Origin of the sequence: Sinorhizobium sp. 6-70, from assembly GCF_030124375.1 — a bacterium.
GTDB lineage: Bacteria > Pseudomonadota > Alphaproteobacteria > Rhizobiales > Rhizobiaceae > Sinorhizobium.
Genome location: NZ_JASKLS010000001.1, coordinates 507280 through 527046, shown reverse-complemented (window position 1 = coordinate 527046; position 19767 = coordinate 507280). Strand labels below are relative to the sequence as shown.

Sequence of the window (19767 nt, the reverse complement as noted above, 5' to 3'; positions counted from 1 at the left end):
GTCTCAATTGGATGGGATTTCCGATGGAGAGCTATTCCATGCGCGACGCGATGGACGATTTTGATGATCGCCCGACCATTGACCCAAGGCGTATGACGGAAATTCGCCATCCTGACAACGGTCGCCCGCGACCCTTCGCGCCGGAGCATGCCCCGCTCGTCGAGCCCGTTGCGAGGGCGCCGATGGACTACCGGGGGGCCCTGACGGGAATGACGAGGTTCGTCGATCCGGCGGTGCAGCTGCCTGTCGATCATTTTCAGAAGTTGAAGGCGACCGACATCTTGTCGGACAATCTCGCCGCCCGTCTGAAGCGCGATCTTCAGCAAAGACTGAAGATGAGGGAGGAGCAGGCCGCTGCCATCGTCGGAAACGCCGACCACGAGAGTGGCGGTTTCGGCAGGACTTTTGGCAATCTGTGGCAGAACGGGCGTGTAAATAAGGATGCGTTCGGCCATATGCAGTGGGACGGTTCGCGAAAGAGAGATTTCTTCGAATGGGCTGACGAGAACGGATTGGATCGGAACTCTTATGAAGCGAACTATGGCTTCATGGAGCACGAATTCAAGGAAGGTAAGGAATTCGACAAAGGTGAAGAACGTCTGTCTCTCACGGACTTCTACGCGACCCCGAATGTTGACGACGCGACTGAAGTGTTAGCTCGAGGGTATTTGCGTCCCAATCCAGAGAAGCTTCAACTGCGCAAACGGCAGGCGGGAGCGAAAAACGCGATGAAGCTCCCGGACTACCAGAACGACATTCCCTACGACTTTCCGCCGTGGCGCACGCCGGTTCCGGCACCTCGGCCGGATATCGTCGAAGGCAAGCCCTGGCGGTACTGACCGCGCGTGTCGCTACCTTGTTAGCAAGGCGGTTCTTCGGAGCCGCCTTTTTCATTGGAGGAAGCAATGTCCGAAACAAAGAAGCCGGTGCCGGTCCGGCTGATCTATGACGTCTGGCTCAACGACGGTGAGCGGACGCCGGCCGGAACGATCGTATCCTTGAGCCTCGCTGACGCCAAGGCGCTGATCGCCAACGGCAAGGCCGAGCGAGCCGATCCGCTGCCGGGAGAGTGACCATGGTGATCCGCGACGGCGACTGGAAGCTCTTCGATTATGATTTTCAGACCGGCCGCTCCGTATGGGTGATGGAGGACGGCAACAGGACCCATTGGCGGACGGACTATCCGGTCGAAAACCTCGTTCGCCAGAACGAATTCACCCGCCATGCGACCACCGGCAACGCTTTCGGCGAATGGACCAAGGTCGCCTCGATCCCGCTCAACCTCGCCCATTCCGAAAACCTGGTGCGGGCCCATTCCGAAGGTGACGACCGCTATGTGAAGCGCTGGCTCAACGACGGCGACAACCGCGCCTGGCGCAGCTTCGAGGGACATCTATGACCACAACCGACTATACGTCGCTGCTCATCGACGCCGGCGACTATGCCGGCCGCGATGACGTCGCTCATCTCTTCCCGCGCTTCCTTGCTCTGGCCGAGCTCAAGCTCAACCGCGTCATGCGCATTGCCGACATGGAAAAGACCACGGCGGTGCCGCTCGCCGAAGGCGAAGGCAGCCTGCCGCCGGATTTTCTGGAAGCGCGGCAGGTGCTCGCCGCCGATGGCCGGGCGCTCCGGGCGTTGCCGCTGCAGGAACTCAGCAGTCACGGGACATCTGCCGATGCGCCGATCGGCTACGCGATCATCGGCAGCGCCATTGAGGTGCGGCCGAAGGGTGGCGACAACATCCACCTGACCTATTACGCGAAAATCCCGCCGCTGACGGCCGAAGCACCAAGCAACTGGCTGATCGAAAAGGCGCCGGACATCTATCTCTACGCACTCGTCGAGGAGATCGCCGTCTGGGAGCGCGACGTTTCCAAGGCGGGCGCGGCCGAAGCTTTGAAGCGCCAGGCGATGGCGGGGATTGGACTTGCCGACGAGCGCCTGCGCTGGGGCAATGCCGAAATCGTCATCGGAGGGCTGACGCCATGACGCTTCTGACCGTGATCAACGAAGTCGCCGACATCGTCTCGCTCGACCGTTTCGACAGCGTCTACGGCACGAACGATCCAAATGCGCAGACGATGGTGGCGCTCGCCGAGGAGGCGGGCGCGGAGATCGCGCGGCGCGCCGACTGGAGGCGGATGCTGAAGGCGCATGCCGTCTCCGCTTCGCCGGAGATCCTGCCGGCCGACTACCAGCGGCTGGCGCCCGGAGGGGCGGTGCGGGCGGCGGACGGCCGTTTCTTCCGGTCGGTGGCGAACGGCGGGCAATGGGCCGTGATCGTCGGCGTCGCCTCTGTCGAACGCTATTGCCACCTCCGCGGCAGGGAGATGCTCTTCTTACCGGCCGCTTCCGCCGCCGGTGCGACGATCGACTACGTCTCGAAGAACTGGGTACTCGGCGATCCTTACGAGGAGCGCGATACGTTCCGGGCCGACGACGACACGACGCTCTTTCCCGAACGGCTTTTGAAGAAGGGGCTGATCTGGCGCTGGAAGCGCCAGAAGGGCCTCTCCTTCGAAGACAACCTCGCCGAGTTCGAGGCGGATCTCCTGCAGGAGATCAATGCGGACAGGGGCACATCATGATTACAGTTCGCACGAACACAGTTCGCCTTGGCCGCCTGCCGCGGACCAACCGCGGCGAGGCGAGTATCGGCCGGCCGCAGACCTCGCAATCGATGACCTTCCCGGCGCCGAAACAAGGTCTTGTGACGACCGCCGACATGGCGTCGCAGACGCCGGGCTCGGCGACCGTGCTTACCAATTTCCTGCCGACGCTTGCCGGCTGCAAGATCCGTGGCGGCTCGCGCAAGGTGGGGCTTGCGGCCGACGGCGGTGCCATCCGCAGCGCCTTCAAATACAAGTTCGGCAGCAACGAAAAGCTGTTCATGGCGACGGCGAGCGCGATCTACAACATGACCGCGCCCGCGGCCCCGCCGGCAACGACGGTCGCGGCGGTGAGCGGGCTTACCGGCGGCGACTGGTGCGCCTTCCAGCACACGACCGCCGGCGGCTCGTTTCTCGTCTGCCTGAATGGCGCCGACACGCGCCGCATCTATGACGGCACCGCCTGGACGACGACACCGACGATCACCTTTTCCGATACGACGACGATGGCGCAGCTGAACTACGGCTGGCTGTTCAAGAGCCGCGAGTTCTTCCTGAAGAATGCGACGCTCGACGCCTACTACCTGCCGGTGAACGCGATCGGCGGCGCGGCGGCCGTGTTCCCGCTTGGCGGGGTGATGAAGAAGGGCGGGTCGCTCATCACAGGCTTTTCCTGGTCGCTCGAAAGCGGCGACGGGCTTTCCGATCTCTGCGTTTTCGTTTCGACGGAAGGCGAGGTCGCGGTCTATGCCGGCTCCGACCCTTCGAGCGCCAGCGATTTCGCGCTGAAGGGCGTCTACCAGATCGGCAAGCCGCTCGGAAAGAACGCCTGGATCCGCGTCGGCGGCGACGTGCTGATCGCGACCTCGGACGGGCTGACGCCGATCTCCGAGGTGTTCCAGCGCGACCGGCAGGCGCTGACCCAGGTCTCGGTATCTCGGCCGATCGAGGACGACTGGCGGCGGGCGGCAAACGCCACCGGATCCGGATGGACGCTGAAACCCTGGACCGAGCAGAACCTGGTCTTCGTCGCCTTTCCCGACAACAGCGTCGTTAGCGACAGGACCTTCGTGCTGAATGTCTTGAGCGGGCGGTGGGCGACGATCAGCAACTGGCGGGCCAATTGCTTCGAGACGCTGCAGGGCGGGCTCTTCTTCGGCTCGCGCGAGGGGTATTGCTGGCAGGGCGACACCGGCGGCACCGACGACGGGCTGACCTTTGCCGCCACCTATCTCTCGCAGTTCACGCCGGCCGGACAATTCGGCCAGCGGATGGCGGCGACGATGGCGCATATGCATTTTCGCGCCAAGACGAAGCCGAAGGTGCAGCTTTTCGCCCGCGCCGACTTCGACCGGAAGGTACCGCCCTTCGACCGGGTGACGGAGGGCGACACGGCCTCACCGGAATGGGACGTCGGCCTCTGGGACGTGGCGCGCTGGGATGGCGTGTCGGAGGCACTGCGCTACGATTTTCGCCAGAACGTCCGCGCCAGCGGCGACATGCTGGCCGTCGGCTGTGTCATTACATCCGGCGGCGCGGTGAAACTCGACATTGAAGTGGATCTTGCCACGCTGCAGGTCGCGGCCGGGGAGGCGAGCGCTTGAACATCATCTGGGGCGGGGCTGGCGACCCTGCGAAGAACGAAACGATCGCCGGCTTCGTCGCCGCCCATGTCAACGGCTGCGAAAGAGGCTTTGCCGACTTCACCACGCTCGGCGTGACGGAGGAGGGCAGGCTCGTCGCCGGCGTCGTCTACCACAATTATTCTCCCGAAGCGGGTGTCATCGAGCTTTCGGCTGCAGCTACCAGCAAACGCTGGCTGACGCGGCCGGTGCTGAAAGCCATGTTCGGCTATCCCTTTGACGAGATCGGCTGCCAAATGGCGGTGCTGCGCGTCTCGGAGGAGAACACCGGTATGGTCGCAATCGCCCGGCGCTTCGGATTCACGAGCCACCGCATCCCCCGGCTTCGCGGGCGGAAGGAGGCGGAAATCATCTTCACTCTGACAGACAACGACTGGCGGGCGCATCCCGTCAATCGAAGGTAGGTGTGCTATCGGAAAATCAAAAGCTCCCACGCCCCCCGATCCGAAGGCGACGGCGGCGGCACAGACCGCGACCAATATCGGCACGGCGGTTGCCAACGGATACATGGGCAATGTCAACCAGGTGACGCCGGATGGCAGCCTCACCTACAGCTACACGAAGCAGAAATGGACCGATCCCTTGAGCGGGAATGTCTACGACGTGCCCGTGGCGACGGCGACGCAGACGCTCTCGAAGACACAGAAGGCGATCAAGGATCAGAACGATGCGGCGAGCCTCAATCTTGCGACGCTCGCCACTTCGCAATCGAGCCGGCTCAACGATCTGCTCGGCAAGCCGATGGATATTTCCAAGGCGCCGGCCGCCGGTGACTCTTCGAAGCTGCAGCTCCCGCAATACCAGCAGTTTTCCGGCGGACCGGAGCTTGCAACCTCCGTCGGCAATGCCGGCAACATTACCCGCAGCTACGAGACGGATTTCGACACCTCGAAATACGAAGACGCCCTGATGGCGCGGCTCAACCCGCAGCTCGATCGCGACCGCGCGGCGCTGGAAACGCGGCTTGCCAACCAGGGCCTGCAGCCGGGCTCAGAGGCCTATAACCGAGCGGTCGACGAGGCGAACCGGACGTCCAATGACGCCCGCATCGCCGCGGCGCTGAATGCCGGCCAGGAGCAGACGCGGCTTGCCAACCTCGCCAACCAGAAGGCGAGCTTCGAGAATGCGGCGCAGGCGCAGGCCTATGGTCAGGCACTGCAAAACGCCGATTTCGGCAACAACGCCAAGCAGCAGATGCACCAGAACAGCCAGTCGGCGACGGCCGCGAACAATGCGCTGAAGGATCAGAGCTTCAATGCCGAGCAGGCGCGGATCAACGCCCAGAACACGGCCCGCGCCAACTATTTGAACGAGCAGTATGCGAGCCGCAACCAGCCGATCAACGAGATTTCGGCGCTGCTTGCAGGCGGGCAGGTGACGAGCCCGAACTTCGTGCCGACACAGGGCCAGTCGATCCAGCCGGTCGACTATGCCGGGCTGGTGCAGCAGAACTATCAGAATCAGATGGCGACCTATAACGCCCGGCAGCAGGCGGGCGGCAATCTCATCGATTCCCTGCTCGGCTTTCTTCCGAAGTCCGACCGTCGCGCCAAGAAGAACATCGAGAAGGTCGGCAAGCTCAAGGGGCACAACCTCTACGAGTTCCGCTACAAGGGCGAACCGACATCCGGGCCGAAGCATATCGGCGTGATGGCGCAGGAGGTGGAGAAGAGCCGCCCCGACGCGGTGATCCGCGGGCCGGACGGCATGCGCCGAGTGGACTACGGCCGGCTTTTTTCGGCGGGGAAGAGGGATCGGAAGCAGCGGTAAGGATGTTTCCCCAAACTCAGGCGCGGGATTTCGGAAGACCACTCACGCCAGCAACACGCGTGCCTTTATCAAAATCAGGCGGCCCGCAATTAAGCCTGCGGCCGCAAGCAAGGAGCATATCGGTGGATCCGGCGAGACTTGGAAACAGGAAAGGCAATTTGCCGCGCAGGCGGCAGCAAGCGGACTTTGTCCGAGCAGGATTGATGGAGGGGAAGCCGCAGGCGACCGCGATGCATTCGCTGAGCGATGCGGTCGCCGGTGCGGCCTTTGCGGATGCGCCGCGGCGCCGGGATAACACGGCAAGGGAGGGGCTTGGCGCTCAAGACAAGACAGGCGCTGCAGCGCTCCGCCAATCAGTGATGCCGCGCAGCGTTTCTGTCTCCCACGAAGAACCGTGGCCTAGCCAGAGGTTGCCGCCTGCCAACGTCGGGTCTTCGATGGGGAACCGCTTTTATTTCGATCCGACTTTTGGAGGGGAACCTCAGTCCGGCACGGAGCTGTACGATACTCGCGCCTTTCAGCCAAATGCCTGGGAACACTTCCAGCCACGACGTGAAGTTTCTCGGCAGCAACAACCAGGCGAGCAAACAACGCAAGGCGGCGGCCTGCGCGAGAGCCCACATCTCGGGCGGATTGGGGGCGCGATCGGTGGACTTATCGGCGCGACGATTGGCAGCCACTACGGCCCGCACGCGAGTCGAATTGGCGGCGCGGCAGGTGGTTTGGCGGGCTACTATACTGGAGCTTATGGTGGTGGCATGATTGGGGCTCGGAACGGCTTCAAGGGTGATCTCAGCGGCTTGCGATGATCTCTCTTGGGGATCAGCGTTCAAATTTCTTCGGAGACGATATGCAGAAGATTTACGCAGCTATCGGTATTTACGTCGTGCTGACGCTCATCGACTGGCTGCTCGCCAAATTTAACATAAGAATATCGGGGAAATTGTATCCGGTAATCTGCGGTATCGTTGCATACGTTCTTTTCGGGTTCGTCACCTGACCCGACGCTTTTGCGCGCGCAACGACGGGCGCGATATCCTCAAGGCGATCCCGCCCGAAATCGAACCATTTCCATTTTCTGCGGCCTCCCATCGGGAGGCTTTTTTATGGAGGCTATCTTGCCAAGAACAGGCGGAGTCTATTCCCCACCGGCCGGCACGAAGGGGGTGCCGAACACGACGATCCAAAGCGTGCCTTATAATGCGCTGATCGACGACCTCACGGCCGATGCCAATGCCGCGCGACCGATCACCGCGGGCGGCACCGGCGCCACAAGCGCCAGCGCCGCCCGCACGGCACTCGGCGCGCAGGCCGCAAGCGCGGCGCTGAGCTCTATCGCCGGGCTTGCGACCGGTGCCGACAAGACGATCTATACGACGGCGGCGGACGCCTATGCGACCACGGCGCTGACGCCGTTCGGCCGATCGCTGATCGATGACGCCGATGCGGCGACCGCGCGGGCCACCCTCGGCGTCGCCATCGGCACCGCCGTCCAGGCGTTCGACGCCGGGCTTCAGTCGATTGCCGCGCTGACGACGGCCGCCGACCGCATGATCTATACGACGGCGGCAGACAGCTATACGGTCACCCCTCTCACGGCTTTCTCCCGCACGCTCCTCGACGATGCCGACGCGGCGACGGCGCGAGCGACGCTTGGCCTCGCGATCGGTACAAACGTCCAGGCCTATGATGCCGGTCTTGCCGCCATTTCAAACCTGGCGGTGACCAACAGCAATTTCATCGTCGGCAATGGCACAACTTGGGTAGCGGAGAGCGGCGCAACTGCCCGCGCCTCGATCGGGGCGCCAGCCACCACGCTGACCCTCACGGCTGGTAACGGCCTAACCGGCGGTGGCGATCTATCCGCAAACCGGACGCTCACGCTCGGGACGCCTTCTCCGATCACAAACTCCACGACGGATACCGTCACCGCGGCGAGCCACACGCATTCGCTCGGGTTCATCGCGGCCGAAGTGTCCACGACGACGAGCGCGAACACGACGAGCTTCCCGCTCGGCCATATCATCGGCTGCTACACACCGGCTCTTCCAACTCGGAACGGGTTAATCGTTCCATGCCTGAACACCGCTGACGTCACGCAATACGTCTACGACGGGTTCGCCAGCGCTGGCACTGCTCTGACCGGAACTTGGCGGTCGCGGGGGCATCGTCACGGCCGACCGATCAATCCTCCAACGGGTGGCCTAACCATGATCACGACAGCACAGCCGCAGGTGCACACCGTTTCTGCGATCAGGAAAACGAAAGATCCGAACATTTTGCCGTCTTCTGCAACCTGACCGACTTGGAAGGCGACACTTACGATGCCGTTTCCTTTGTCGGGCCCCGCGATCCGCACGGCCTAAACCCTGTTCTCCGGCAATGGATGGCCGACAATCCTGACTTTCCCATTCAGGACTACGTTCCGCCGACCCCGCAAGAGATCCGCGCCGGGATGCCGCCGCTCCCCGCGCGGCAGCTCCGTTTCGGACTGATCAACAACGAGGTTCACCTTGGGCCAAGTTGGCGCCATCATCGAGGCAATGCCCGACGGCGCGGAGAAAGAATCCGCCCGGATTGAATGGGAGTTCGCCTCCATATTCAATCGTATGCACCCACTGATCGCGTCTGTCGGCGCCGCTCTCGGCCTGACCGAGGAACGGATCGACTCCATGTGGACGGCGGCTCTCGGCCTCTGAGCCTCCGGCCCTCACGAGGCATCGCTGTGACCTACAAGCTGACGACGATTATGCCGCCCATACCCCGGGGCTGCCACACCGGCTTGATCGGGCTTGCCTACATGGCCGGGGCGATCGAAGACCCGCTTGATTCGGGCGAGTTCTCGATGACAGGAATCCAATGGCATCGTGCCATGGACGTCATCGCTCATCTCGCGAGTGGGTTGTCGATATCCCGCATGTCGGGACCAAAAGTCAATGCGACGTGCCCCGCGGGTTCGGCCGTGGGGCCTTTTTTGTTGCCTCGTTTCCCCGGGTCTGATTGGTAGTAGCTTTTGACAAGAACCACAAACTCGCCGAAGCAGGCGAGTTGTGGTCGTGAGAGGTGAAGAATTGCGTGGGTATCTTTTACTTACAGAAGGCCGGAGTGGATCGAGTTGGCTGGGCTCGCTGACCGATAGCACGGGCGTCATGGGCCGTTCCAATGAGTGGCTTTCCCCCCGCATCCTCGGGTCGAGCATGAAGGCCAAGTCAAAGATCGAATATGCGGACGCTGTGATCAAGGCAGCATCGACCGAGAACGGGCGTTTTGCCATCAAGATCTTTCCCCGCCATCTGTTTGCTTTCGCTGAGCGCTACGGGGACGATTTCGTCAATGTTTGTCGAGTTGAACACGACGTGTCTGTATTCCACCTCGAGCGCCGCGACAGCATGCGGCAAGCAGTCTCGCTTTTGCGCGGCAGGCAGACAAAGCAATGGCATTCCGGCCGCCCCAGTGAAGGCAAAGCAGAATATGATTTCGATGAGCTGGCGCGTTGCTTCTTCTACATCAAAGAAAGCAATTCGTTCTGGCGGAGCTATTTGGAACTAAGCCCTGATCTGCAGCATCAGACATTCATATATGAAGAAGTTGTTGGCGATGCCTCTCCGTTCATGAGCGCAGTTGCTCGTCAACTTGAGGTCGAATTGCCGGAATATTCTTCGTCTTATCAGATCCAGCGTGATGCGATTACTGAAGAATGGATAACTCGGTTCCAGCATGATCTGCTCACGAAAAGCCCCCTGATGAGCTACGATCGACGAAAGGAATTCAGGCCAGCTCTGAAGAACGTTGTCAGGTTGTTGCGCAAGCGGTTGCGCGGCGATCATCCGTTTTCATTCACATAATACCCGGGGTACCATCCGCGTCTTCGTTCCAACAATGGGAATAATTCCGCTTCGCGGCTTTGACCCGACTTGTGGGGGGCGGCGGGGCCGCGATGATAGCACGCCGCAAATGAGGTCAACGAACTGAGGCATGACGTGATAACCGATCTACTTAAGGCGTTGCTGTTTCCCCATAAGAGGGACATGTATATCGGCCGCCTTTGGGTCGAGCTTTCAAGTCGCCGGCCGGACATTCTTCTTTCAGCGTGTAAATCTGCTGGCGTTACAGCGCTGCGGCTCGACTATCTCGGTAAATATCCCATCCTACTGGACGTCAGAGGCCGTAGCATATCGGAAGCCGTTCTTGAAGAAGGCAGCTTCCAGTTCGGGTTGTTTGAGGTTCTTCAAAGACTCTATTCCAGGCGAGACGTCTGTTTTGTTAACGTAGGCGCCAACATCGGAACAAGCTGTCTTAACGCGCATGCCTGTGGTTTTCGCGACATCATCGCATTTGAGCCCGTGAAGGGAAACTTCGATCTCCTAGAGAAAAACCTTTCGGGCCTGGCGATCGATTTACGGAAGCAGGCGGTAGGCGAGGTTCCAGGGAAGGCCACCATCAACCTGAACCTTTCGAGCATCGGCCGGCACTCTTTCGTGAAGAACTTTGGCGATGGGGTCGAAGAGGTCGATGTCGTCAAACTCGATGACGTCCTTCCACAAAGACCTGGCTTTTTGTGGATCGACACAGAAGGATTTGAATTGAGCGTTCTTCGCGGCGCGACAGACTACCTCTCCAACCACGCCGAGGGGCTATGTATCGAGATCACACCGCAGATCATAGGCAAGTATGATGTCAAGCAGATCGGAGACATCTTAGCGACACTTCTCCCGTTTCTACACCTCCGAAGGAGAGCCGTTGAATGGCTTTGACCTGGTCAGAGAAGTGGCTGACGGCAAACAGCGAGATCTCATTGCGCTAAAATGATTTGCGTTGCAGGCCGCTGATGCGACCAACCGCACCGCCCCGAAGGAGGAACCGGAATGGAGGACGACCTTTTTGCCGAGCTTTTGCGACGAATGCACAAGAAGCAGGAACGGTTACAGACGGATTTGCTTGTTGTGAAAATCCTTTTTGGCTTGGTTTTGGGCGCCTCGGTGGCCCAAGTCGTGATTGAATGGTAGTTGCGGAACTGCGGTGCCCCGCAATCCCGCCCCGTGTTCTACTCCGGAAAGGTTACGCGACGTTTTCACGGATCGGTGCGTACAGGCCTGGCCTGAAAAAAGCGTTCTCAGGTTGTTGCGCCGGCAGTTACGCGGGGATCACTCTTTTTCATTCTGATCACTTGGTGGCGAGAGACGTCGCAATCACGGGCGAGGACACTCGGTAGGTCTTTGCCTGAGACGGTCCGCTTCAGCCGTAGCCGCAGCATTAGTGCTTCGTACCAGCGACGGACCGTAAGTATGGCCGCGCCGCCCGAGATGGCGTCTTCACTCACCCTTCGTTCACTGTTCGACGGAATATCAAGCGTCGACAGTCCATGCTCGCGAGCATAAGCGTCGAGTGTTTTTCGTGCTGCACTGGACAGGTTGCCAGAGTTGGCGAGGTTGACGGCATACTTCACCGTCTCCTTGTAGAAGCTTTCCGGCAAGATAGGCGCAAACTTTCCCGTCGTACTTTCAGATGCTACCGCGACGTATTCGCGCAATATCCAGTTTGGCAACAGGGAGGTATCGCCTGGGATGGGGCCAAATTTGAGAAATTCGGATTGCTCACGTTGCACAAGGGAGAGAAATTCTGTGGTCGCTGCGTTCGAGTTCCCCGTGGAGATGGCTTTGCCGTTGCTCAGGTGCTCGCCCTGGACAACGAGGAGAGGGAGCTCGAGAGAGACATACGTTTCGACGTGATCCATCAGCACGAAGGTCAGGAAGTAATCAGGCGCGAGGCCCCCGAAGAGCTTGCCGCGTTTTTGGCGGATGCCATCGATAACATCAGCGCGAATGAAGGAATTTAGTCCCCGCGGCGAGTCTTTCTTCATCTCGCCTCTCGAAAATTCTTGGAGCTTCGAAGTGCTCGATATCTCACGCTCGGTTCCCGAGTGGCGGTTTGTCCTTATGGACCGATAGCGGGGCAGGTCTTGCGCATTTTGTCCCTGGTAACATATCGCTGTCGGCCTCCGGCGGCGTATGGTGCTTGCCAGCCGCTCAAGCGCGTACAGTCTCAGCGCCATTCGATCCGTGAGCACTCCAACGTATTGACCGCGCGTTTGCCCGAATGCCCATTCCCAATGATCAGCCATTGGGAGGAACGATGGCGGGCGGACGTATCTGATGCGAGCGTCTTTGATAGCCTCGATCGCAATCTGGTTCTCCGCCGCGATCTCTGGATCAGAGTTGTCCGACAGAACAATTTCCCAGTCGTCGAACGTCTGCTTGCAGGTACTCGCGACCGCGTCTAGGAGGTATTCGGGCCGGTTGCGAGTAGGGATTACGACTGTAAAGAGAGGTCTTTTCACTCTATCGTGCATTTCAATCGCCCCAGAAACTTTCGACCACAGATAGTGCAGCAGGACATGCTTGTCAGCTAACCGTATTCATTGAGTTAACCGAAATTTTCTCGTTAAGCGGGAGGCCATCACAAATGGAATGCGACGGCCGTCACCGACGTTTTCCAACGATTATCGATGCGCTGCGGATCGAGGCTCAAGAGAGTCGAAATCGCCTTGTGATGCTCAACGAAGAACTGGTGTCGTTCGGCAGCTAATCCGTGGTGATACGTCAGGCTTGTCTTTCGTGAATTTAAGGACCCCGCCGGTCTGACGAGCAGATTGGAGCTATGTGGTCGGAGGCTGCGAACCTTTGGCGGGACAGCGAGGCCTGTCGCTCGGTGGATGCACGGCGCCAGGCTCTAACCGTCCTCCCCTGCCGCGACGGCTGAGATGGGACACAAGCGACGGCCACGCACACAATCGGCCTAATACGGCCGGTCCTGTTACCAATGAAGGAAAAAACCAAAATGAACAAAACCGTGCCTGCCGGCGCGGCGGTTCTGCTCGACTTCATTCGGGAGACCGAGGTCGGGCGGAAGGACCGCGCTTCTTATGACGTGATCTATGCCAACAGGCAGAACAGGCTGAAGCAGCCGCTGACGACGATGAGCTTCGGCGATATCGTCGGGGCGCAAAAGTCCTGGTCGAAGAGCCATGGCTCCAGCGCCGCCGGTGCCTACCAGTTCATGCGGGCCACGCTGATCGGTCTCGCGAAGGAAATCCCCTCGATCGAGGAAAGCGATATCTTCACGCCGGATTTGCAGGACCGGCTGGGGTTTCACCTCCTGAAACGCCGCGGCTATCCGGCGTTCGTGGCTGGCGAATTGTCGCTGATCGAATTCGGCAAACGGTAAGCGGTGTGGCACTCACACCCTCGACTGAATTTCTATGATCGGTTTCGAGCCGGACGCGGTTGCCATGTGCCCGGCACGGCACTGCGTTTCTCGCCGAAGAAATCAATGAGGGCACGCAGCTTTGGAGCCATCTGCAAACGTGTCGGCAAGTAGAGGTCGAAACCATCGAATGGCGGACACCAGGCTTCCAGCACGCGTATCAGACCGCCGGTGGCGAGGTATTTTTGCACCGCTAAATCGAAGTGCATAATCATCCCTACACCCTGTAATGCTGCACTGAGCATTATTGAATCGCTGTTCGAAACGAGCGAGCCTGCCGGATCGACGGCGAAGTCGTCACCATTCACAGGATCGGTGAACTCCCACGGTGCAATGCCTCCAAGACCGGGTCGAAAGCGAATACAATTGTGACGTTCGAGATCAAACGGGTTTTCCGGAGGCGGATTGGTAGCAAAATAGTCTGGAGTTGCCACGACCGCCATGGAGAGAGGTGGGCTGATCGGTATGGCCACCATTGTGTCACGCACGGCTTCACGAAGCCGAATTCCTGCGTCGCACCCCTCGCTAATGATATCGCTAAACGTGTCCGACAGTACCATCTCAAGTCGAATCTGCGGATATCGGCGACTGAACTCCCCTACATGCGGCGCAAGGAATTGATGCGCTGCAAAGTGTGAGCTGTCGATCCGGACTTCTCCGGCGGGCTGGTCCTGGGGCGCTGCAAGCTTCGTGACGGCATCGGCAATGACTGCCAGCGCAGGTTCGACATTGCGGAGCAGATTGCGGCCTTCCTCGGTAACGGACAGTGAGCGGGTGGAGCGATTGAGCAGTCTTACCGACAACTTGTCCTCAAGCGCCCGGATCGACTGGGACAGGGCCGAGGGCGATATCCCAAGTCGTATAGCCGCGCGAGAAAAGCTGCCCTCGCGGACAACTTCTGCGAAGGCGGAAATGGCGGGAAGCAGGTTTCGATCCATCACACTATGAAGTCCAACTTCAAACTGATTGAAGGATACCCCGATTTGTCATCGCCAGACACAGGTATATCTTCGTTTTATTGAATGATCGGAGGCGACGATGACGAATATTCTCATTCTAGGCGCGAGTGGGCAGATTGCTCGCTGGGTCGTCAAGATGTTCGGCCAAGATACGTCGGTCAATCAGACCCTATTGGTAAGAGACGCGAGTAAGGTTGACGCGCCCGCCAACGCTCGCGTTGTCCAAGGTGATGTCCTCGACAAAAGATTGTTGGAGGACATCATGACCGGTCAGGACGTAATCTACGCCAACCTCGCCGGGGACGTGGACAAACAGGCTGAAGCGATCATCTCAGCAATGCGATCCGCAGGTGTGAACCACCTGATCTTCGTAACCTCGCTCGGCATCTATGACGAGGTTCCGGGCGAATTCGGCGCATGGAATCGTCGCGAAATCGGAAGCTACTTGCCGCCATATCGTCGGGCAGCCGATGCGATTGAAGCGTCCGGTCTCGACTATGCAATCTTGCGGCCTGCCTGGCTGATGGACACGGATGAGGTGAGCTACGAAACCACCGAGCGCCGGGAACCATTCAAAGGCACCGAGGTCTCACGCAAGAGCGTGGCGGCGCTGGTGGCAAAGTTGATTGCGGATGGCACTCCCCTCGGCAACCGCAACCTCGGCGTCAGCAAGCCCGGAACCGACGGCAAGAAGCCCTCATTCATATGAAGCGAGATGAAAGCTCCCACAAAATCCCACAGAACAGGAGAGAGTCATGGAAAGCGTGAAAATCCGCAATTACGACATGTACTGGGATATCGCAGCAGATATTCACTTCCCGCCGAACTTTGACAAATCGAGCAAGTACCCGGCAATCATCAGCGCCCACCCCATTGGCAGTTGCAAGGAGCAGACTTCCGGCAACGTGTATGCTCCCGCATTGGCAAAGGAAGGCTTCGTCGTCATTGCTTTCGACGCCAGCTTCCAAGGAGCAAGTGGTGGCGAGCCGCGCTCCATCGAGGACCCGGTACAGCGCGTCGAGGACTTCCGGCATGTCACCGACTTCCTCGTGACCCTGCCTTACATCGACGAAGACCGGATAGGTGTCCTCGGAATTTGTGGCGGCGGAGGCTACTCCATTAATGCAGCCATGACTGAACGACGTATTAAGGCTGTTGGTACGGTTACGGGCGCTAACTACGGACGATTGATGCGCGGCAACTTCACCAATCTCGACCCGATTGGCGCTCTGGAAAAGATGGCGAAGCAGCGCACAGCCGAAGCGCGTGGTGGAGCGGTACATGTCGATGATTTGCTTGCAGGTTCAGTTGACGAGGCCCGCGCCGCCGGGGTTACAGACCGCGACCCATTGGAAGCGACCGATTACTATCGCACCTCGCGCGGACAGAAACCAAACGGGTTGAACCGTTCCGTGCTATCGCATCAGGCCGCCGCTGTTGGCTGGGATGCCTTCCACCTCGCCGAAGTGCTCTTGACACAACCGCTCTGCATTGTCGTCGGCGATCAGGTGGGGGCATTTGGGGCATACCGCGACGGCTGCGAGATCATCGAGCGTGCCGCCTCGAAGAAGAAGGAACTGATCGTGGCGGAAGGCTGGTCACACTATGACCTCTACGACAAGCCCGAACCCGTCGCCATCGCGCTTGGCAAGCTGATACCGTTCTACAAAGCGAACCTCTAAGAAATACGTTTGGCGTGGGCGCTTATCGCGCCCCGCCGGGCGGTTTAAATGGGGCAAATGATCCACCTCCGGAGAACATATCGGCCGATCAGGGTCGTTGGGCGCACGTCATGCCACCACATGATTCCACGGTAATAGCTCCTCAATCTGGTTCTGCTTGTGGCCTCTAACGATGGCAGTAAGCGTGCTGGCCAGATAAGCGAGCGGTTCGACGGCATTGAGTTTGCAGGTCTCAATCAGCGAGGCGATGGTCGCCCAGTTCTCTGCTCCGGCATCGTGTCCCGCGAAGAGAGCATTCTTGCGGTTCAGCGCGATTGGACGGATGGTTCGCTCGACCGCGTTGTTGTCGATCTCGATACGGCCGTCGGTCAGGAAGCTGCAAAGGCCGTCCCAGTATTTGACGATATAGGCGAGCGCTTCGCCAAGCGGCGACTTAACAGCGACGCGGGCACGATGCTGAGTGAGCCAGGTTCGCATGTCTGCGATCAACGGCGCGGATCGCTCCTGCCTTCCTACAAGCCGAGCTTCGGCGGGAAGGCAGCGCAGCTCCGCCTCGATCCGATAGAGTTCGCCGATCCGCCTCACGCCTTCCTCGGCAATCGGCGCAGACCCAGTGCGGGTGATCTCGACCAGCTTGCGCCGCGCGTGTGCCCAACAATAGGTGAGCCGGATGTCCGGTCCAACGCGATCCGGAGCAATCAGGCGATTATATCCGGCGTAGCCATCCACCTGAAGGATGCCCGTGAATCCTTGTAATATCCGCTCAGCATTTAGTCCGCTGCGGCCGGGAGCATAGGTGAAGGCGACACCTGGTGGAGCACCACCGCACCAAGGTCGGTCATCGCGGGCCAGCGCCCAGAAGTATCCGTTTTTGGTTTTGCGGGAGGCGGGATCGAGGACCGGTGCGCGGGTCTCGTCCATGAACAGCTTCGAAGACCGTTTTAGATCGGCAATCAGAGCGGCGAAGATCGGACGTAGTTCGAACGCTGCCCGACCGACCCAATCGGCGAGCGTGGAACGGTCAAGATCGATACCCTGTCGGCTCATTATCTGGGCTTGGCGGTAGAGCGGCAGGTGATCGGCGTACTTCGACACAAGCACATGCGCGATAGTCGCTTCGGTCGGCAACCCGGCGTGAATCAGTCGGGCAGGTGCTGGAGCCTGAATTACGCCGTCGGTGCAGGCACGGCAGGCATATTTGGGACGACGGGTGACGATAACACGGAACTGCGTCGGGATGACATCCAGCCGCTCGGACACGTCCTCGCCGATGCAATGCAGGCCGCCACCACAGGGGCAGATTAAGCTTCCCGGCTCAATGATCTCCTCGATACGAGGAAGGTGGGCGGGAAGAGAGCCGCGATTGGCGGCGCGTGGTTTGGGGTGCGGTTTACCCAAAGGGCCATCGGCATCGTCTTCGGCATGGACGGCCGCAATGGCCGTTTCCAGGTCTTCCAGCGCAAGATCGAATTGCTCGGGATCAGCCTTCTCGGATTTGCGGCCAAAGGCTGTCTGCTTGAAGGCGGCGACCAGCTTCTCCAGCCGTTCGATCCGCTCATCCTTGCGGACTTCACGCGCCTGCGCCGCAATCAGCATCGCCTTCAGGGCAGCAATATCGTCCGGCAGATCGACCGCTTCCAACATGGTGGGAGGTTATCAAATTCCGTCTCGGTTAACCGTCGGAATTTGCCAGCCGAGTCATCGTGTCGCACCTATTCGATTGCGGTCGGCGCTCTTGCCTGAACAGCACGAACCCGACGCCAGTCGAGCCCCGCAAACAGTGCCTCGAATTGGGCATGTCCCAAGGTTATCAGGCCGTCCCGGATACTTGGCCAAGTGAACGTGTGGTCCTCCAGCCGCTTGTAGGCCATCACCAGACCGCTGCCATCCCAGTAGATCAGCTTCAGCCGGTCTGCCTTCCGCGACCGGAATACGAAGACTGTCCCTGTAAATGGGTCCTTGTGCAGCTCGTTCTTTACCAGCGCTGCCAATCCATCATGGCCTTTGCGGAAGTCGACAGGCTTGGTCGCCACCATGATCCGCACGCGGTTCGATGGAAAGATCATGCGGGACCTGCGCAGGCACGCGCTACAGCGGCGATCCGGGCGACGGACGCGCCTTCTTCCAGACGGATGGTGACAGAGCCGACGATGATCTCGGGACGGCTGGCCTTCTTGATCGGCGGCTCCGAAACTGTTGGATCAACGATCACGGCCGCGAATTCGACCGCATCCTCGGGTGCAGGTAGAACGAGCTTGCCCTGCCGCGCCATGGTCCGCCAGGTGGAGAGATGGTTCGGCTTCAAGCCGTGGCGCTCTGCGACCTCATTCACCATCGCGCCTGGTCGAAGGCTCTCCGAAACGATCTGTGCCTTGACTTCATCGGGCCAATGCCGATGCACCTCACGTCCAGACTTTCTGGTCGTGAGAACCTCCCATGTAGTCTCCATGGAGAAACTCCCGTTGCGCGTCCATGGATAGGCGATCACAGATCAGGGCCAAGACCACAACGTGGAGCCGGGACACCGGTTACGGCAAACGGCTGGCGCAGGAGTGGGCGTCGCTTCCGGTGCTGGCCGACACCAGGGGCAATGAGCATGAAGTGAAGCGCGGGCAATCCTATTACGCCGGTGATGGGCTCAACGAGGCACTGGTCAGGCCAGAGAAGGTCGAAGCCGTGCTGCGGGAGGTGTTGGCCGTGGCGCGACGGCCCTCGAAGCCTGAAGCCTCGACCGCGCCAGTCACGCAGGAAGCCGTGCCGGTGGCGGCATCGCGCCCAGCTTCGACGCGCAAGGCCGTCGCGAGATCGGGGCGCTTCTGGACCTGGCTGCTGACGGCCGGCGGCAGCGTCGCCACCGCCTTGAAGGAATTGAATCTCGTGACGCTCGACTGGCGGGTGCAACTCGCGATCCTCACGGTGATCGTAGGCTTCGCCGTCTACGCAATCTCCTCGATGCCGGTCGTGCGTGAGGCGCTGGGTCTCAAGTGATGATGGTCTGGGGAAAGATGCTTGGCGGCGGTCTCGTGCTTGCTGCCGTCTTTTGGGCCGTGCTCGCCATCCGCGAGGAGGGGGCGCAAACAGTGAGACATGCAATCGAAAGGCAAAACAATGAAGCAGCAGACCGCGCTGACGCGAAGCGTCGCGCTTATGATGCCTGCCTTGGTTCTGGCGGGGTGTGGGATTTCGGGGCCGGGCGATGTGACGGGCCTGAGACGCGTCGTCGGCACTGATCTTGCCGGCGCCCGCGGCGCAACGCCTGCTGACCAAAGCCGAATAGACCGCACCGTGGTCGGCCTTTGCGCCGCGGCCGTGTGGACGAAGGCCGAATGCGAGAGACATGATGCGAGAGACATGGAGCGGGGCAGGGATGATTGATGCGGGCGTTCACCAGCAGCTCGGAACGCTGATCGCCGAAGTGAAGAACCTGCGCGAGGATTTCCGGCGCGCTGAGGACCGGGCGGACGCAAGCCTCGCCTCGACGATCCGCCGCATGGACGAACTCTTCGAGCGGGTGGGCACGCTCGAAGGCGCGATGTCGCTGACCAAGGAAGACATCGCCGACATGAAACCGGTGACCGAGGATGTGCGGAAATGGAAGCTGATGGGGATGGGCGCACTCGGCGTCATCGGCATCGGTGGCGCTGCGCTCGGGGTGACCTTTGCGGACGCGGCGAAGCGGATGCTTGTGCTGCTCAGGGGCGGGTAGATCGTGATGCCGGTGGCTTGGTTATCCGGTTGCGTGCCGGGTCGCCGACTCGGAGGAATACCGCCGCGTCGGCGACCGGTGCGCCGTGTGCTGCGGTTGCGGCAAAACGCGGAAAAACAATAGTCCAGGTTG

The 19767-nt window shown here is 60.2% G+C and carries 23 protein-coding genes and 2 pseudogenes; 20 read left to right on the top strand and 5 right to left on the bottom strand.

Features of this window, described 5'->3' with window-relative positions:
* Positions 1-38: 38 nt before the first annotated feature.
* The 14 genes from QN222_RS02545 (at position 39) to QN222_RS02480 (ending at position 11031) form a co-directional block, all read left to right on the top strand.
* Entirely contained in the window at positions 39-839 is an 801-nt protein-coding gene (locus QN222_RS02545; protein WP_283964214.1) for a phage tail tip lysozyme, read from the top strand.
* 66 nt (positions 840-905) lie between these two features.
* Positions 906-1073, top strand: a complete 168-nt coding sequence (locus QN222_RS02540; RefSeq protein WP_180938003.1) for a hypothetical protein — start codon at positions 906-908, stop codon at positions 1071-1073.
* 2 nt (positions 1074-1075) lie between these two features.
* Positions 1076-1399 (top strand): hypothetical protein, encoded by a 324-nt coding sequence (locus tag QN222_RS02535; protein WP_283964215.1) that lies wholly within the window; start codon positions 1076-1078, stop codon positions 1397-1399.
* A complete protein-coding gene (locus tag QN222_RS02530) occupies positions 1396-1992 on the top strand; it encodes a hypothetical protein (RefSeq protein ID WP_283964216.1) in 597 nt (198 codons plus the stop codon). Before QN222_RS02535 ends, QN222_RS02530 begins: the two co-directional genes overlap by 4 nt.
* Positions 1989-2591, top strand: coding sequence for a hypothetical protein (locus QN222_RS02525; protein ID WP_283964217.1), 603 nt, complete (start codon positions 1989-1991; stop codon positions 2589-2591). The genes QN222_RS02530 and QN222_RS02525 overlap by 4 nt, the downstream gene beginning before the upstream one ends.
* Positions 2588-4216: a hypothetical protein gene (locus QN222_RS02520; protein WP_283964218.1), complete on the top strand. Its 1629-nt coding sequence runs from the start codon at positions 2588-2590 to the stop codon at positions 4214-4216. The genes QN222_RS02525 and QN222_RS02520 overlap by 4 nt, the downstream gene beginning before the upstream one ends.
* On the top strand, positions 4213-4659 hold the full coding sequence (locus QN222_RS02515) for a GNAT family protein (protein WP_283964219.1): 447 nt from the start codon (positions 4213-4215) through the stop codon (positions 4657-4659). The genes QN222_RS02520 and QN222_RS02515 overlap by 4 nt, the downstream gene beginning before the upstream one ends.
* Before the next feature lie 7 nt (positions 4660-4666).
* Positions 4667-6025 (top strand): tail fiber domain-containing protein, encoded by a 1359-nt coding sequence (locus QN222_RS02510; RefSeq protein WP_283964221.1) that lies wholly within the window; start codon positions 4667-4669, stop codon positions 6023-6025.
* 122 nt (positions 6026-6147) lie between these two features.
* Entirely contained in the window at positions 6148-6834 is a 687-nt protein-coding gene (locus QN222_RS02505) for a hypothetical protein (protein WP_283964220.1), read from the top strand.
* A 309-nt stretch (positions 6835-7143) separates the two neighbouring features.
* On the top strand, positions 7144-8325 hold the full coding sequence (locus QN222_RS02500) for a hypothetical protein (protein ID WP_284005210.1): 1182 nt from the start codon (positions 7144-7146) through the stop codon (positions 8323-8325).
* A gap of 213 nt (positions 8326-8538) precedes the next feature.
* Positions 8539-8724 carry a hypothetical protein gene (locus QN222_RS30300; RefSeq protein WP_336621002.1) on the top strand — a complete coding sequence of 62 codons (186 nt, stop codon included), beginning with the start codon at positions 8539-8541 and terminating at the stop codon, positions 8722-8724.
* A 357-nt stretch (positions 8725-9081) separates the two neighbouring features.
* Complete coding sequence (locus QN222_RS02490; RefSeq protein WP_283965189.1) at positions 9082-9870, top strand: Stf0 family sulfotransferase; 789 nt, start codon at positions 9082-9084, stop codon at positions 9868-9870.
* Between the two features lie 183 nt (positions 9871-10053).
* Positions 10054-10779 carry an FkbM family methyltransferase gene (locus tag QN222_RS02485; protein WP_283965188.1) on the top strand — a complete coding sequence of 242 codons (726 nt, stop codon included), beginning with the start codon at positions 10054-10056 and terminating at the stop codon, positions 10777-10779.
* 111 nt (positions 10780-10890) lie between these two features.
* Positions 10891-11031: a hypothetical protein gene (locus QN222_RS02480; protein WP_283965187.1), complete on the top strand. Its 141-nt coding sequence runs from the start codon at positions 10891-10893 to the stop codon at positions 11029-11031.
* Between the two features lie 107 nt (positions 11032-11138).
* Here the strand turns inward: QN222_RS02480 and QN222_RS30295 are convergent, their stop codons facing one another.
* On the bottom strand, positions 11139-12374 hold the full coding sequence (locus QN222_RS30295) for a glycosyltransferase family A protein (RefSeq protein ID WP_336621001.1): 1236 nt from the start codon (positions 12372-12374) through the stop codon (positions 11139-11141).
* A 488-nt stretch (positions 12375-12862) separates the two neighbouring features.
* Here QN222_RS30295 and QN222_RS02470 point away from each other — a divergent pair.
* Positions 12863-13246: pseudogene (locus tag QN222_RS02470) on the top strand (hypothetical protein); the annotation flags it as partial.
* A gap of 35 nt (positions 13247-13281) precedes the next feature.
* Here the strand turns inward: QN222_RS02470 and QN222_RS02465 are convergent.
* On the bottom strand, positions 13282-14226 hold the full coding sequence (locus QN222_RS02465) for a LysR family transcriptional regulator (RefSeq protein ID WP_283965185.1): 945 nt from the start codon (positions 14224-14226) through the stop codon (positions 13282-13284).
* Positions 14227-14326: 100 nt separating this feature from the next.
* On the opposite strand from QN222_RS02465, the gene QN222_RS02460 reads away from it, so the two are divergent.
* On the top strand, positions 14327-14956 hold the full coding sequence (locus QN222_RS02460; RefSeq protein WP_283965184.1) for an SDR family oxidoreductase: 630 nt from the start codon (positions 14327-14329) through the stop codon (positions 14954-14956).
* A gap of 46 nt (positions 14957-15002) precedes the next feature.
* Positions 15003-15929 carry an alpha/beta hydrolase gene (locus QN222_RS02455; protein WP_283965183.1) on the top strand — a complete coding sequence of 309 codons (927 nt, stop codon included), beginning with the start codon at positions 15003-15005 and terminating at the stop codon, positions 15927-15929.
* A 108-nt stretch (positions 15930-16037) separates the two neighbouring features.
* Here the strand turns inward: QN222_RS02455 and QN222_RS02450 are convergent, their stop codons facing one another.
* From QN222_RS02450 to QN222_RS02440, 3 genes are all read right to left on the bottom strand, one after another.
* A complete protein-coding gene (locus QN222_RS02450) occupies positions 16038-17573 on the bottom strand; it encodes an IS66 family transposase (protein WP_283965182.1) in 1536 nt (511 codons plus the stop codon).
* Positions 17574-17641: 68 nt separating this feature from the next.
* The gene (tnpB, locus tag QN222_RS02445) at positions 17642-17995 is read right to left on the bottom strand and encodes an IS66 family insertion sequence element accessory protein TnpB (protein WP_283965181.1); all 354 of its coding nucleotides are present in this window, start codon (positions 17993-17995) and stop codon (positions 17642-17644) included.
* A complete protein-coding gene (locus QN222_RS02440; RefSeq protein ID WP_283965180.1) occupies positions 17992-18378 on the bottom strand; it encodes a transposase in 387 nt (128 codons plus the stop codon). Before QN222_RS02440 ends, tnpB begins: the two co-directional genes overlap by 4 nt.
* Before the next feature lie 80 nt (positions 18379-18458).
* Between QN222_RS02440 and QN222_RS02435 the strand changes: the two are divergent.
* The 3 genes and pseudogenes from QN222_RS02435 to QN222_RS02425 all read left to right on the top strand — a co-directional run.
* Positions 18459-18917: pseudogene (locus QN222_RS02435) on the top strand (hypothetical protein); the annotation flags it as partial.
* Between the two features lie 120 nt (positions 18918-19037).
* Entirely contained in the window at positions 19038-19304 is a 267-nt protein-coding gene (locus QN222_RS02430) for a hypothetical protein (protein WP_283965179.1), read from the top strand.
* The gene (locus QN222_RS02425) at positions 19297-19635 is read left to right on the top strand and encodes a DUF1515 family protein (RefSeq protein ID WP_283965178.1); all 339 of its coding nucleotides are present in this window, start codon (positions 19297-19299) and stop codon (positions 19633-19635) included. The genes QN222_RS02430 and QN222_RS02425 overlap by 8 nt, the downstream gene beginning before the upstream one ends.
* Positions 19636-19767 lie beyond the last annotated feature (132 nt).